This is a genomic window from Halobacillus litoralis (assembly GCF_009856445.1).
In the GTDB taxonomy this organism is placed as follows: domain Bacteria; phylum Bacillota; class Bacilli; order Bacillales; family Halobacillaceae; genus Halobacillus; species Halobacillus litoralis.
In genome coordinates, this window is the sequence record NZ_WMFA01000011.1 from 35,305 (window position 1) to 49,985 (window position 14,681).

The 14,681-nt window shown below is 42.0% G+C and carries 12 protein-coding genes; 3 read left to right on the plus strand and 9 right to left on the minus strand.

All coding sequences use genetic code 11. From position 1 onward, the window contains the following. Positions 1–61: 61 nt before the first annotated feature. Together GLW00_RS17555 and GLW00_RS17560 are read right to left on the minus strand one after the other, a co-directional pair. Positions 62–1,252: an acetate kinase gene (locus GLW00_RS17555; protein ID WP_160916260.1), complete on the minus strand. Its 1,191-nt coding sequence runs from the start codon at positions 1,250–1,252 to the stop codon at positions 62–64. A 123-nt stretch (positions 1,253–1,375) separates the two neighbouring features. After that, a complete protein-coding gene (locus GLW00_RS17560; protein ID WP_160916262.1) occupies positions 1,376–2,368 on the minus strand; it encodes a class I SAM-dependent methyltransferase in 993 nt (330 codons plus the stop codon). 262 nt (positions 2,369–2,630) lie between these two features. On the opposite strand from GLW00_RS17560, the gene GLW00_RS17565 reads away from it, so the two are divergent. Further along, entirely contained in the window at positions 2,631–3,434 is an 804-nt protein-coding gene (locus GLW00_RS17565) for an NAD kinase (protein ID WP_160916264.1), read from the plus strand. Positions 3,435–4,084: 650 nt separating this feature from the next. On the opposite strand, the gene GLW00_RS17570 is transcribed toward GLW00_RS17565, so the two are convergent. From GLW00_RS17570 to ezrA, 5 genes are all read right to left on the minus strand, one after another. Further along, entirely contained in the window at positions 4,085–5,674 is a 1,590-nt protein-coding gene (locus tag GLW00_RS17570) for an amidohydrolase (RefSeq protein ID WP_160916266.1), read from the minus strand. A gap of 184 nt (positions 5,675–5,858) precedes the next feature. After that, positions 5,859–7,070: a tRNA uracil 4-sulfurtransferase ThiI gene (gene thiI / locus GLW00_RS17575; protein ID WP_160916268.1), complete on the minus strand. Its 1,212-nt coding sequence runs from the start codon at positions 7,068–7,070 to the stop codon at positions 5,859–5,861. Between the two features lie 5 nt (positions 7,071–7,075). Beyond that, positions 7,076–8,215 carry a cysteine desulfurase family protein gene (locus tag GLW00_RS17580; RefSeq protein WP_160916270.1) on the minus strand — a complete coding sequence of 380 codons (1,140 nt, stop codon included), beginning with the start codon at positions 8,213–8,215 and terminating at the stop codon, positions 7,076–7,078. Positions 8,216–8,332: 117 nt separating this feature from the next. Then, on the minus strand, positions 8,333–8,668 hold the full coding sequence (locus GLW00_RS17585) for a hypothetical protein (protein WP_160916272.1): 336 nt from the start codon (positions 8,666–8,668) through the stop codon (positions 8,333–8,335). Between the two features lie 12 nt (positions 8,669–8,680). Further along, positions 8,681–10,372 carry a septation ring formation regulator EzrA gene (gene ezrA, locus GLW00_RS17590; RefSeq protein WP_160916274.1) on the minus strand — a complete coding sequence of 564 codons (1,692 nt, stop codon included), beginning with the start codon at positions 10,370–10,372 and terminating at the stop codon, positions 8,681–8,683. Between the two features lie 159 nt (positions 10,373–10,531). Between ezrA and hisJ the strand changes: the two genes are divergently transcribed. Then, positions 10,532–11,335, plus strand: coding sequence for a histidinol-phosphatase HisJ (hisJ, locus tag GLW00_RS17595; RefSeq protein WP_160916276.1), 804 nt, complete (start codon positions 10,532–10,534; stop codon positions 11,333–11,335). On the opposite strand, the gene refZ is transcribed toward hisJ, so the two are convergent. Further along, positions 11,325–11,924 carry a forespore capture DNA-binding protein RefZ gene (refZ, locus tag GLW00_RS17600; protein WP_160916278.1) on the minus strand — a complete coding sequence of 200 codons (600 nt, stop codon included), beginning with the start codon at positions 11,922–11,924 and terminating at the stop codon, positions 11,325–11,327. The two genes, hisJ and refZ, sit on opposite strands and share 11 nt — an antisense overlap. 122 nt (positions 11,925–12,046) lie before the next feature. On the opposite strand from refZ, the gene GLW00_RS17605 reads away from it, so the two are divergent. Then, the gene (locus GLW00_RS17605; protein ID WP_160916280.1) at positions 12,047–12,526 is read left to right on the plus strand and encodes a free L-methionine (R)-S-oxide reductase MsrC; all 480 of its coding nucleotides are present in this window, start codon (positions 12,047–12,049) and stop codon (positions 12,524–12,526) included. Positions 12,527–12,571: 45 nt separating this feature from the next. Here GLW00_RS17605 and GLW00_RS17610 read toward each other — a convergent pair whose 3' ends face one another. Continuing rightward, a complete protein-coding gene (locus tag GLW00_RS17610) occupies positions 12,572–14,455 on the minus strand; it encodes a sensor domain-containing diguanylate cyclase (RefSeq protein ID WP_160916282.1) in 1,884 nt (627 codons plus the stop codon). Positions 14,456–14,681: the final 226 nt, after the last annotated feature.

Below are 14,681 nucleotides of genomic sequence, written 5' to 3' on the forward strand. Positions count from 1 at the left end.
ATATTGTAGACTGAAAGCTCAAAAAAAAGCAATTGCACCTAGGGTACAATTGCTTTTCCTATTATAGTCCTTTTTCGACGGTATCACGAGCAATCATGACTTCTTCGTTTGTCGGAATAATCATGACCTTCACAGGGGAGTGAGGGTAGTTTACAAATGCTTCTTTTCCACGAACTTTGTTAAGGGCAGGGTCCCAGTACACGCCCATGAATTCAAGCCCTTTTAACACACGTTCACGCATCGTAACACTGTTTTCACCTACACCAGCTGTAAAGATAATTCCATCAATGCCGTGCATACGAGCTGCATAAGAACCGATATATTTATGAATACGTGCAGCAAACACTTCTAGAGCAAGCTCGGCACGCTCGTCCCCATTTTCTGCACGCTTTTCGATATCTCTCAAGTCACTGGAGAAACCAGAAAGCGCAAGCATACCACTTTCTTTGTTCAATACATTCATGACTTCATTCGCTGTTTTACCTGTCTTCTCCATGATGAATGGAATCAATGCAGGGTCGATGTTACCTGAACGCGTCCCCATTGTAACCCCAGCAAGTGGTGTGAAGCCCATAGATGTATCAATAGACTTGCCGCCTTCAATAGCTGCAATACTGGCACCATTACCCAGGTGGCATGATAGAAGACGAAGTTCTTCCACTGGGCGTCCCAACATCTCAGCAGCACGCTCTGAAACATACTTGTGAGAAGTACCATGGAAACCATACTTCCGGATGCCGTAGTCTTCATAATACTCATATGGCAGGCTGTACAGGTAAGACTGCTCAGGCATGGATTGGTGGAAGGCAGTATCAAATACTGCTACGTGAGGTACATTCGGAAGCACTTCACGGAAAGCATTGATTCCAGTCAAGTTTGCAGGGTTATGCAATGGCGCCAAGTCTGATACTTCCTCAATTTCTTGGATGACTTCATCCGTGATGAGTACAGATTCGCTGAAACGCTCGCCGCCGTGAACGACACGGTGACCGACACCATTGATCTCATCTAGAGAATCAATGATTCCATTCGCTGTCAATTTATCAAGAAGCATTTTTACAGCTTCTCCGTGATCAGGGATATCTGTTACAGTTTCATCTTTTTCATCATTTACTTCAATAGTAAATACCGCATCATTCAAGCCGATACGCTCGACTAGACCTTTGGTAATTACAGTTTCTTCAGGCATTTCAATCAGTTGGAATTTCAGTGATGAACTACCTGCATTTATAGCAAGAATTTTATTACTCAACGTTGCTCATCCCCTTAAAATATAGGTTCGTAATTTTCTACCACTACTATTTAATCACCCGTTATCATCGATTTCAAGGTCACTGAGCTATGATAACGTTTACTTGTTATATTCGTTATTTTCTCACAATTGTGTGCTTTTATATTCGTCGAACCATTGGTTCATCTGTGTCAGGATATCCGCCATCCCATTCGGGTTCTTAAAAGAAGGGAGTTTGGCCAACAATGCTTGTTTCGGAGCCTTCGTTCCCTGTCCTTTCTTCTGTAAAATCAAAATGCTCTTTCCATGCTTTTCATCTTTGAATAAGCTATCGGAAAGCTGCAGCATTCCCACAATATGAGCATGCTCACGTAAAAAAGCATTCAAAGCCTTAGACTGCTCACTCTCAAAAAGGAAGTTCGGGACAATGAACATAAGGAAGCCGCCTTCTTTTGTATAATTCAATCCCTGTTCTATAAACAGATGATGGGCATAGGATAAGCCTTCATCCGCTTTCAGTTTATACCTTGCCGCTTGAGCGTCATCAGGATAATAGCCTACAGGAAGGTCAGCCAAAACAAAATCGACAGGCTCCATTAAGAAAGGGGCCAGGCTGTCCTGATGGAAGAATTCAATTTCATTTTTTTGCAGGTTGGCATTCGCAACAGCAAGCTGGATAAGCGTTGGGTCAACTTCACTGGCATACGCTTGCAGCGACATATCCAGCTGGTTCATAACGGATGTCATTAGATTTCCGCTTCCCGACGCTGGATCGAAAAGTTTCAAGCTTTCTCTTCCTTCAAATAATTTGGAAGCCAAATACCCCATAAACATGGCTACAGAGTCTGGTGTGATGAGGTGTTGCTGCTGAGTAGCTCCTTTCATTCCTTTTAGAATGGCAAGCTGAACCGCTTTTCTTATTTCTTCTTTTTCAAACTCTTCTTTTTTCACTTTCAGCAGTTCATTCGTGAGAAAGGTCTGCAAAGCATCTCCCATGTCGTCAAAGGGCTGTCCATTGAACAGAACATCCATTGTTTCTGCAATTGCTTCTAAATAAGTGATATTCAAGTCTTCAGATATGACCGTTGACGTATCATCGATCCATTGAAATAGTTTTTCCACTTGTTCCTGCTTCATAATCATTCTCCTTATAATATAATTACGCTTTCATACCTTGTAAACTTCCTCGTACCAAATCAAAAGAAATTGACGCAGCTGTCTGTTTAACTCAAACATGATGCGCCAATCTTCGTTTACGTTTTCATCTATATCCACCATATCGAATTACACCCTTCAATTCAACAATGTTAAACTTTCCCGATTTGTTTGAAAATTGTGTGCGGTTTCAAGAATGAAATGATAAAATGACATCAAGCTATACATAAAAGGAGGATGCTAGATGAACGACCAACGAAGAAATTTATACTTTTTTTATCAACAAACCGAAGAATTAAATGATAAATTGGAATCATTATTCCAACTGGCACGCGACAATAATTTTCATATCGTCGAAGATTCCACAGATGCTAACATCATCATCGCTGTAGGCGGCGATGGCACCTTCTTGCAAGCTGTCCGCAAAACGGGCTTCCGTCAAGACTGCCTGTATGTTGGGATCCGGACCGGGCATGAAGCAGGTCTTTACTGTGACTTTGACATCGATGATCACGATGAAATGATTGATGCGATGAAGAATTCTGAAGTTGAAGTCCGCCGTTTTCCCGTCATTGAAACAACGATTAATAATGAGTCTACCTTCATGTGTTTGAATGAATGCAGCGTGCGCTCGACATTGATCAAATCCATCGTCATTGATGTCCACATCGATGATCTCCATTTTGAAACGTTCCGTGGAGACGGTTTAATTATTGCCACTCCTACTGGAAGCACCGCTTATAATAAATCCATCAACGGTGCGGTGGTGGATCCGAAGCTTCCTTGTTTCCAAATCAGCGAGCTTGCTTCTCTCAACAATAATCGCTACCGCACACTCGGCTCTTCCTTTATTTTAAGCGGAGAACGGTCATTAAAGCTCAAAGTCCGGCAAGATGGAAATGACTATCCTATTATTGGTATGGATAATGAGGCTTTCTCCGTTCGTAACATCCAAGACGTTACCATCAACCTCAGCGAGAACGTTATTAAAACCGTCAAACTTAAAAATAATACGTACTGGGACCGTGTAAAACGTACGTTCCTGTAATCTCTTCTAAAAAGGAACTTCCGAGACATCGGAAGTTCCTTTTTTTGTTTAAAATATATCTACTACACAAAAGCTCCCTTTAGTGGAAGACTCAGTTTCGAGACTTTTGTTGAGTGGATGGGGGCTGCGGGGAATAGCTCGCTTTCCGCGGGAGCGCGGTGAGCCTCCTCGGACTGCGTCCTGTGGGGTCTCACCAAGCACTTTTTTCCCACAGGAGTCTCGCCATTCCCCTCCGCCCTTTGCCATATAAGTATCTCGAAACCACTTCCAGGAAAGGGAAGCTTTTACTCCTAAGGAAAGTGAAGCAACATGGATTCTCCTACAACATTTTGAATGATAAAGCCTGTTATAGAGCGCTTTATCACTATAGATTCAGGATCTGTGAAAGCCACTCATACTGGGCAAAGGGGTTCGTTTCTCACTTTTATCGTATGGGGTGGCTGGGAAGCTGCGAGACTCCCGTGGGAGAAAGGAGATCGGCGAGATCCTGCAGGGCGTAGCCCGAGGAAGCTCGGCACTCCCCCACAGGAAAGCGAGTAGCTTCCCAGCCACCCCTGACTCCAAATATGGCAAACGAAGCCCCCAAACATCTCGAAACTGAGTCTTCAAGAAACCTGCCAGTTTGTTGAATAACTTTTACTTATCGGTGGTTATGAGCGTTGGTAGACGATTTCCTCGTCTACGACGGTCATGGTAACCGTTGCGTCTGCAAGTTCATGTGATTTCAGTGCAAAAAGATCCCTGTCTAATACGGTAAAGTCTGCAAGGAACCCTTCCTGAATCATCCCTTGTTCTTTCTCCTTGTGAATCGCCTGCGCACTTCCTTTCGTGTAAAGGGAAATCGCCTCATATACCGTAAGCTTCTCTTCCGCTTGATAGACGGCATGATCATAAGACGCTCTTCTGTCTACGGCGGCACGGATGCCTAGCAGCGGGTTGATTTCTTCAATTGGGGCATCTGATCCTCCTGCACATTTAATTCCTGCATCAAGAAGAGTTTTCCATGAATAGGAATTCTTCAGTCTTAAATTCCCTAGTCGTTCCATGACCCACGGAAAGTCAGAAGCAACGAAGGTTGGCTGTATATCCAAAACGACATTTAAGCGCTGCAATTGATGAATTAACGCAGGACTTAGAATTTGTGCATGGATGATACGGTCACGTTCTCCATTCTTAAGAGGATTGGACGCAATGGCGTTGGCCACAGCTTCCACCGCTCCGTCCCCGATGGCGTGGACAGCCACCGGCATATCTCTTTTCCTTGCTTCTTTTACAAGTTGATCAAGCTCTTCGTCTGTATGGATAGCTACTCCATAGTTTTCCGGATCATCTGCATATGGATCTTTCAACCAGGCTGTTCTTCCACCTAAAGCTCCATCAGAGAAGATTTTCAAAGCCCCTAATTCCACGAAGTCCGTCCCTTTTTTGAACCCAAGTTTTTCTTGATCTACCTGTTCAATGACGCCATGATGAATTAGAAGATGAGCACGGAATTTTGTTACCTTACCGTCAATGACATGCAGAAAAGCGTCGTATGTTTTTTTGAAACCACCATAGTAATTCAAGTCTTCACTATGGCCTCCAACAAGACCATAAGAATGCATATCCTTAACTGCTAAGTCGGTAGCTTTCCTTAAATACTCAGGCGTAACTTCAGGCATGGCCGCTTTGATAAGTTCCTGTGCCTGATCATGGAAAAATCCAGTCGCTTCTCCGTCTTCCCCTCTTACAATGACACCACCCTGAGGGTCCTGGGTACCTCTTTCGACCCCAGCCATGTTCATGGCTTTTGTATTGGCTAGTAAGGCGTGGCGGCAGACCCTTGTAAGCATCATCGGATGTTCCGAAGAAATTTCATCAAGTTCATCTTTATGTATGATGCGTTTTTCTTCCCATTGGTTTTCATTCCAACCATCACCGATGATCCATTCTCCAGGTGGCAGTTGTTCTGCGTGCTGATGTAAGGCCTGTTTCACTTCTTCTGCAGATTTCATAAAAGAAAGATCGAGCCTCATTAAACGTTCTCCGTGGCCGATGATGTGTAAATGACTATCGGTAAATCCAGGGTACATGACAGCCCCTTTCAAATCATGTTCTTCCGTAATTTCATCTTTGTAGGTTTGATATAAAAGCTGTGTATCACCAACCGCTTTCACCTTTCCTTGGGAAGTCACAATCGCTTCCACCCATTCGCCTTCTTTTTTCATCGTATATATTTTCCCACCATACCAGAGCTTCACTTTTAACACTCCCTCTTTCTTCCTTTTATCTATACCATAAGCTATATGCGGAAAGAAATGAAGTACAAGCTATTAAAAGAATGACCACGATGGTCTCGAATGGTATTAGAGGTCAATTCCTTATCAATATAATTATTTCCTAGAAAATAAAAAAGCTCTGGCCATTATGGCCAGAGAGATAACTCTACAGTAAATCATCAAATTCGTCGTCTTTCTGCCCTGATTGATGATCAGGAGAGACTTCAATGGTATAGGATTCTTCCAATGCTTTTTCAATATCCTCAGAGAAATCTGAATTGGATTCATAATAATTGGCATTTTTGCGTGTCGGCTTCGTTTTAGGAGCTTTCGGAACGAATACAGTACAACAATCTTCAAATGGGCGGATAGATATATCATACGTTCCAATTTTTCTGGAAATATCGATAATTTCAAGTTTGTCCATAGAAACTAGCGGCCTGATAATCGGGTAATTAGTAACCTCATTAATCGTATGCATGCTTTCCATCGTCTGACTGGCGACTTGACCAAGGCTTTCGCCGGTAGTGATGGAAAGAAGATCATTCTTAGCAGCCAATTGCTCACTGATTCGCATCATCATTCGGCGCATGATCGTCATACTGTACCCTTCCGGCATTTCACGATGAATCTTTTGCTGAATTTCTGTGAAAGGAATAACATGGATTTTAACTTTTGAACCGAACTTTGATAAAGCTTGAGCAAGATCGATGACTTTTTGTTTCGCCCGTTCACTTGTGTAAGGAGGAGAATGAAAATGAATCGCTTCAATTTCAACACCACGTTTCATCGTCAAATATCCGGCGACAGGACTATCGATTCCGCCTGAAAGCATCAACAAACTCTTCCCTGTTGTACCGACCGGCAGTCCACCCGCTCCTTTGTAATCTTGTGCCGTCACATAACACCCTTCGTGACGAACTTCTACTTTTATTTCTACATCCGGATTGTGTACATCGACCTTTACGTCTTCCGTTTGACGGAGGATATGGCCCCCCAATAACGGGTTGAGCTCCTGTGAAGGAATAGAAAAAGTTTTATCTGTCCGCTTTGATGAAATCTTGAATGTACGTGCATTCTTTGCATCATGAAAGGCAAGCATCACTGCTTCTTTCATTAGCTCCTCTTCTTTTTCCACTTTGACAGCGAAACTGAGGCTGTGAATACCGAAAACTTCCTGGCATTCTCTCATTACATCATGAGGATTTTCCCCATTCAGCAGGACAAACATGCGCCCTTGTGTTTTTTTTATCGTTGTATTTGGATACTTCCTTAGCTTTATAGCAATGTTACTTTGCAGTTTTTGTTCAAATGCACGTTTATTCTTCCCTTTCAACGCCATTTCACCGTATCGAATCATAATTCTATCAAAATTCATTATGCTCACCCCATCGTCGCTTGTAAGTTTTCAACTGTTTGATCTAATTTTTTCAGGAACAGATCGATTTCCTCTCTTCTATTGCTTGTAGAAAGACTAACGCGCAAAGCGGATGTCGTCCGTTCATAGTCCAAGTTACATGCCTTGAGAACAGCGCTCACGTCCGGCTGTTTGGAAGAACAGGCAGATTTGGTTGAAATAAATATGCCTTCTTCTCCAAGAGCGTGAATAATGACTTCAGGTTTATATCCTGGGATAGAAAAATTCACAATATGGGGAGCCCCGTCCTCCGGTGAATTGATCCTACAAAAGTCTCGGAGCATGAGCCCTTCCCATAACATCTTTCTCATTCCACTTAAGTGGTCAATTTTTTGTTCACGATTTTCATGAAGCAGACGAAGAGCTTTTACAAACGCAACTGTCCCAGGCAAATTTTCTGTCCCTGCTCTTACTTCTGCCTCTTGATTTCCTCCATGCAACAATGGAAAAATACGCACGTGCTTTTGCATGAGTAAAGCCCCGGTCCCTTTCAATCCATGAATCTTATGACCAGAAAGAGTACAAAGATCAATGCCCCAATCTTTTAAGGATAACTCTATTTTTCCTAACCCTTGAACATGATCGACATGAAAAAATACTTTAGGGTAAGATTTGAGTAATTCACCAATTTTTTGCACGGGCTGAATGGTACCTAGCTCATTGTTCACGCTCATGACACTGACAAGAATCGTATCATCTCTTAACGCTTGCTTTATATCTTCAGGATTAACTTTCCCGTTCTGATCAACATTTATATAAGTGACTTCAAAACCCAATGTTTCCAGTGCCTTGAATGCTTCCATCACAGAGGGGTGTTCAATCTCAGTCGTAATCAAATGTTTCCCTCTGGTTTGATGTTGAAGCGCAACCCCTTTGATCGCCATATTATTTCCTTCTGTACCCCCGGATGTGAAGACCACTTCCTGTGGAGAGACGTTTAATAGCTGGGCCGCTTGTTTTCTGGATCGATCCAATAAGCGTTCAGCATCACTCCCGAAACGATGGACGGATGAGGGATTGGCAAAATATTGGTCGGCGACTTTTTGAAAACTCTCCAAAACTTCGTCATGCGGATGAGTTGTGGCACTGTTATCTAGGTAAATCATGGGCTCTGACTCCTTTGTTTTCGAATTGCAGCTCATTATTTTATCATAACATGAAGTCAAATGGAACACTTGGTTTAGGAACAAAAAAAGCACCTGCCTCAGCAGGTGCTCTTCATCTTAACTGTTGTCCGTATCATTTAATTTAAGAGATTTAAGGAGAGTATCGATACTTAGTTTTCCATCTTCACGGACATCCTTGACCCATTCTTTCGTCAAAGTCTTTTCTCCGATGATTGTTCCACTAGCCTCATCATCCACTCCTACGTTTCTTTCAAAGAAATCAACGATTCGCTGATCATTCAAATTTTTACCTTCTGAATTCATAGACCTGGTAAAACTATGCTCCCCGCTCTCTAACACACCCGCATCCTGGTTTATAGAAAATACGGTAAAAACACTTGCCCAGGTAAGAACGGTTGCTGAAATTAATCCGATGATGATTCTTTTCTTCAAATGAAACACTTCCTAAACCAGGACTTCTTCCTCTTTATCAATTTTAGACAATGCAGCTGGATCTACTTCTTCAATGGCCTCTTTTGCTAGAGAAAGTGCTTGATCATAATGATAAGACCTGAATCTTTCCTCTGCTTCAAGAAGTTTAGCAGCTAAGATCGGGTATTTGCTTCTATAACGATTGCCGCATTGAATGACTCGTTCAGCAAGTTGAGCTGTCTCCATAACCGTTTCAGCATCCTGACTCAACTGCTCAGTCATACCCATAGCTTCATCAAGTTTTTCATTGACTACAGCCATATCCAGTGGCTGTGCTTCAAGGCTTTGAAATACCTCATCCACTTTGTGGCTCGCCGTTTTCATATCTTCATAGATAGCAGTAGGAATGCCCGGGATGTTGCTTCTCTTTAGACGTCGATGAGTATCTAAGAGAAGGCTCTCCATCTTCGTCAACTTTTGTTTAGCTTCTCTTTCATCTTTTCTGAGGTTTTGTACACGCTCATGGAAATATTTATGCTTTTCTTCGAGTTCTTGCAATTGTTTTTCGGTATCTTCTACCTCTTCACGGAGAAGAGAATAGGAGGTTTCTCCATCGTTTCGTCTGAAATCGAGGCTTGTCACCCGTTTACGCATTTGATTAAACCACTTTTTCAAGCTTCGGTGAGACTCCAAATGATCTTCCTCCACTTGATACGTTTGTTGGATTTCTTCTAATTCCCGTTCCGTGTCCGCCAAAACATATTCCAGCTCATCCAACTGAGCTTTAAGCGGTACAAACTGTTTCTCCACATAATGATGAGCTACTGCTTCTCTTTCCAGCAGCTGGTACATTTCCTGAATTCTTGTTTGAATTTCTTCTAACGACTCTTCGACCCCTGATTGGTCTCCCTGCTCCATTTGCACGAGCATTTCCTCCAGAGACCGCTCATAATTATGTAACTCCGGAAGAAAATCAAAATGAGAGATCCTGTACCCTTCCGCCTTCATCTCTTCCACACCATTTTTCAGCTCTTTCAACTGTTCAGGCAGATCAATTTTCACCTGTTTCAAACGATCAGGAAAATGTTGGACATCCTCCTGCAATTGTGTAGTCTCCTGCCGAATCGTTTGCACCAGGGTGTTGGCTTCAATGTAATCCCCCTGCTCGGTTAACTGTTCATATTCACTAAGCTTATCCTTCAATTCACCCACTCTTTGTTCAAAAACACGGACCGCTTTGCCATATTGATGGCGGTTTTGAATAAGTAGTTTGGTGAGCTCTTTCAATTCCGGCTCCATCGATTCAATTTCCAAGCGGCTCTGCTTTTCGGAATCAAGGAGGTCTTCCAGTTCTTGAAGCATCATTTTAATGTCTTCCTCAATGGCTACTAACTTTTTCTCTGTGTTTGCCAAGACCACTTTCACGCGTTTATAACGATAGCGATCCGCCGCTTCTTCTGCATCGAAAAGGTCTTCTTCCAGCTCAGGCAGTTCTTTTGTCAGGATTTGATCCCAACGGGCCCGCCAGGCTTCGAACTTTTCCTGTGTCTCACCGGAAAGGTTTAAACTTTTCACTTTGGATAATTCTTCAGTGACGCGCCGGTTCATGATATCCATTTTCCAACCTTCCAGGCGATCCACTTCATCATAGACCTTTTTCCGCCAAATCAGCCCTATGATGAACAATGCGATGAGTAGTAAAATAGCCCCGATGACGAACTTCATAAATAGCCTCCTTACAATAAACGTGCCATACGGATGTATTCCGTTCCGAATTGTGATTTAGTTGTCTATAATGATACCATGTAAAACATCCTTTTGGCTAAAATATTTCAAATTTATTATCATATTGACAAAAAATTCAAGCACAAAGGAGAGACGACTATGATTGATGGTCACATCCATACCCCATATTGCCCACATGGATCTTCAGATACACTTAAAAGTTACATTGAACAAGCCATAAAATGCGGGTATCATTCCATGACATTCACAGAACACGCACCGCTGCCCTCAACGTTTGAAGACCCCGTGCCGGAAAAAGATAGCGGGATGTCTTTAAACCAAGTGGAAGAATATTTAAAAGAAATCGATCAATTAAAAGCAGCATACAAAAAGGATATTCATATTAAGAAAGGATTTGAAGTTGACTATATCGAAGGGTATGAAAAAGAGGTGGAAAGCTTCCTCCATACTTATGGTCCCTCTCTTGATGACAGCATCCTATCCGTTCACTTTTTACAAGGACAAAGCCGGTGGTACTGTATCGATTACAGCCCGGACACGTATAGAGAAGCCCTTCATGATTTTGGCGGGGTCGACCAACTTTATGAGGCCTACTACAAAACACTTACCCGATCGGTTCTCAGTGATTTAGGTGAATACAAGCCGTCCAGGATTGGTCATATGACACTTGTAAAGAAGTTCCAGGAACTCTATCCCGCACCGGCTAATTGGGAAGAGCTGGCTCATTCATTTCTCAAACTTGTTAAGGATCGAGGATACACCCTTGATTATAACGGTGCAGGAGTTGTGAAAGAGCATTGCAAAGAGACTTATCCGCCATTAAAAATGGCACGAAAAGCCTCTTCGATGGGTATACCTTTAATCTATGGTTCTGATGCTCATACGTCATCAGGTCTGGGGCAAGGATATAGCTCTGTCGATTCTCAGATTCTCAAGCTTTAGCAAGCTCCTGGACGGAACGATGATCGTTCATAAGTCCACTATACATGTCTACAAAGTGATTGAGAGAAGCATCTGTAATAAACGGATCTTTAAATTCATGTGGCATCATGAACGGAGCATTTAAGAGTCCTTTTAATTGAAGCAGGCATAATTTTTCTTTGAATGTCACATCAATGTGGGAGTTTTTATGAAAAAGGATTTGGGTAAGCAAGTGATTCTCTTTCGCCAGGTAAGTGACGAGCATTTCTCTTGCAAACGTCGTGTTTAACGTCAGCTCCCTATTTAACAAACAGGATAGTTGATAATTGGACTGTTTATAATGTAGAATTTTTTTCACTAATTCATTTAGACGATATTCGCCTTCTGAGGGTTGCTCGTTTTCCAGCATTTCAAGATAAGGCTCAAAATAGCTGACAGCGAGCGATTCAAAAAGGCCTTGCTTGCTCTTAAAGTAGTAATGGATCAGCGAGACATTGACATTAGCTGCCTTCGCGATATCCCGGACAGATGTTCCATTGAAACCTTGGCTGTAAAAAAGGCGGCAGGCTACATCTAACACTTTGTCACGCGTTACGTTTGGTCGGCTCATTATTTTTCCCCCTCAGGAAAGGATTCTCTATATTTGTTGGATTTCCTGCTTGCAATCGTCCATCAAATACCGACAGAAAACTCTAGTTTTTGTCGAATACTATATGCTCAGGAGGTATCAAGATGTTTCAAGCGACTTCTTACTCAGGTTCAAAAAATGAAAAATATGATTTGGTCATCAAACAATTAAAGGCTCTTATTGAGGACGAGCCGGATCAAATCGCTAACTTATCCAATGCATCCTCTCTCCTCAACCAATTCTTAGATGATGTGAATTGGGTCGGCTTCTATTTGTGGAAAGAAGACCAGCTCGTTCTTGGGCCTTTCCAGGGCCTTCCCGCATGTGTTCGAATCCCATCAGGCAAAGGGGTTTGTGGTACAGCCGTAGCCGATAACGAAGTTCAGCGCATTGAAGATGTCCATGCGTTTCCAGGTCATATCGCATGTGATGCCGCAAGCCAATCTGAAATAGTCGTTCCCATTTTAAAAGATGGTGAAATTTTCGGTGTCCTTGATATCGACAGCCCTTCCAAAGGAAGATTTGATGAAGTGGATGAGGAGAAATTGATCGAATTCGTACAAACCTTACAAAAATACATTTAACACAAAGAAGCCGCTGGAGCAGAAAACACTCCAGCGGCTTCTTTGTCAGCTTCTTTCTTTTATTGGATGAGCCGTTACAATTCGATTTCTTCCTGAACTTTTGGCTTTATATAAAGCTTGATCCGCCTGTTGGACAATTTGTTTCCGAGTAGGTCTGACCCATTCTGCCTTCCACGGAGCAATCCCACAGGAAACAGTTACAGCAGGGGAAGTAGACATCGCTATCTTTTCACGGATCATTTCGGTCAAATCGTGGGCTTTTTCAGATGGAAGCATCGGAAGGTAAACCGCTAGTTCTTCTCCACCCCACCGTGCAGAAAGACCATGATTCCCTATCACTGCTTTGATAATATCAGCGACCTGACAAATAACTTCGTCCCCCACCTGATGACCATAGGTATCATTGATATTCTTAAAATTATCGATATCAAAGAGAATCAAACTACCTTGCTCATCATTTTTGACATGTTTCTCCACGCATTGGTCTAAATGAACCCTTGAATGAAGTTTGGTTAGATAATCAGTGATGACCGCTTTCTCTAACTTTTCTCTCAGGATTGAATTCGCAAAAGCAAGCGTAGAATGAGCGACAAGCGATTGCAGAAGTTTGAATGACTCAAACGTAAAAAAATATGGATCTTTCTGGAGGACAATTGCAAGACCGCTGATATGTTCGTGGTCTTTCATTGGAACAGCCATCAGAGAACGGTAAGGCAAAACATGTTCGATGGGCTTTGCATCCAAATCACCTATGAAAAGCGGGCCCTCTTGATGAGATATGGATTCTTTTACATAGTGGATAAGTGGTCTGGAGTCAGACGAAGCGAAATATTCTGTACTCCCCTCTAGAACGTTGGGAATCGCGGGTTCTTCGTATGTAACAAAACCGACTTCACCCGCATCAAAAGACTGTTGAATTTTATAAGCCATATAACGAATCTTTTCAGTTAATCGCATATTGGAGTTAAGTTTTTGTGATGTAGAGTTAATCAATTGCAAATCACTATTTAACTTTCTTGATTGCTGATAGAGCTGAGCATTTTCAAGTGCCTTCCCCGCTGTGTTTGCTATGAAAATGAAAAATTCGATATCTTTTTTTGGAAAATGTAAATATCCCGGGGTTACAACTTTCAAAACTCCATAAATGCCTTGTTTTCCTTTAAGAGGAGCGTATAGAATCGATCGCTTTTCTACCAGATGGTCTTCCATTTGTACTTCGCCTGTTAAATAAGCCTGTGTACTTGCACTGGACTCAAAATCAATGTCATATGTGAGCTCGCGGACAGGGAGGTCATTATCTTTCGTGTAATCATTCGACAATAATAAATAGTATTGAAAATCCCGATAGGTTTTTCTTAGAGTTTCAATAATTTCTTTTAACACACCATCTGTATCGATAGAGGAATGGAAGTGAGAAGTTACTTTGTATAACAACTCGTATTTCTTCTCTTCCTCCATGGACGTGTAAAACCCTTCAATCTTTTTAATACATTTCGTAACCTCTGACCCAATCGCATGCAGTAAATCCTCCTGCATATGTATGGCAGCCACTCCCTTCAGAACCAGATAACCAAAGACATTTCCCCCAGAGTGTAGTGAGGTGACCCGCAACGAAGACCCCACTTCTTTCACATTTATAATATGTTGTAGGTCGGATTGATTCGGCGTCTGGGTATATAAATCATGGAGAGAAAAATGACTTCTCAGTGATTCTCTCATGTACCTGTCCTTTGAATGGATTTGAAACCACCCTTTCCATTCATCCAGCAAATATATAGCACAAAAAGAGGCACCGGAAAATTTCTTTATTTCATCAGTCAGGTTGACAACAAACTGTTCATACGTATAGGGTGATTCTGAAACAAAATATCGGAACAGACGACTTTGCAGTTTTTCCATTCTCTTCTTGATGAGGGATTGGACAATCATTCGACTCACCTATCTTCCCTAACAAACATTTTGAGTATATTGTACCACTACTTTAATCCCAAAAACGACCTTGAATATGTAAAAATTTATCTTATTACCTGTTTACTATTATATCATTCTAGATTTGTTTGCCTGGAATCAGCCAACCTTCCCTTTTTCAAACTGCATCTATCAGGAACATCGGCATAAACACCAGAAAAACGATAGGTACGAACCATAATGGGTC

Coding starts and splice junctions, on each gene's coding strand:
- GLW00_RS17560 (WP_160916262.1), bottom strand. CDS start 2,368: ATGAAGCAGGAACAAGTGGAAAAACTATTTCAATGGATCGATGATACG.
- GLW00_RS17565 (WP_160916264.1), top strand. CDS start 2,631: ATGAACGACCAACGAAGAAATTTATACTTTTTTTATCAACAAACCGAA.
- thiI (WP_160916268.1), bottom strand. CDS start 7,070: ATGAATTTTGATAGAATTATGATTCGATACGGTGAAATGGCGTTGAAA.
- GLW00_RS17580 (WP_160916270.1), bottom strand. CDS start 8,215: ATGATTTACCTAGATAACAGTGCCACAACTCATCCGCATGACGAAGTT.
- ezrA (WP_160916274.1), bottom strand. CDS start 10,372: ATGAAGTTCGTCATCGGGGCTATTTTACTACTCATCGCATTGTTCATC.
- hisJ (WP_160916276.1), top strand. CDS start 10,532: ATGATTGATGGTCACATCCATACCCCATATTGCCCACATGGATCTTCA.
- refZ (WP_160916278.1), bottom strand. CDS start 11,924: ATGAGCCGACCAAACGTAACGCGTGACAAAGTGTTAGATGTAGCCTGC.
- GLW00_RS17605 (WP_160916280.1), top strand. CDS start 12,047: ATGTTTCAAGCGACTTCTTACTCAGGTTCAAAAAATGAAAAATATGAT.
- GLW00_RS17610 (WP_160916282.1), bottom strand. CDS start 14,455: ATGATTGTCCAATCCCTCATCAAGAAGAGAATGGAAAAACTGCAAAGT.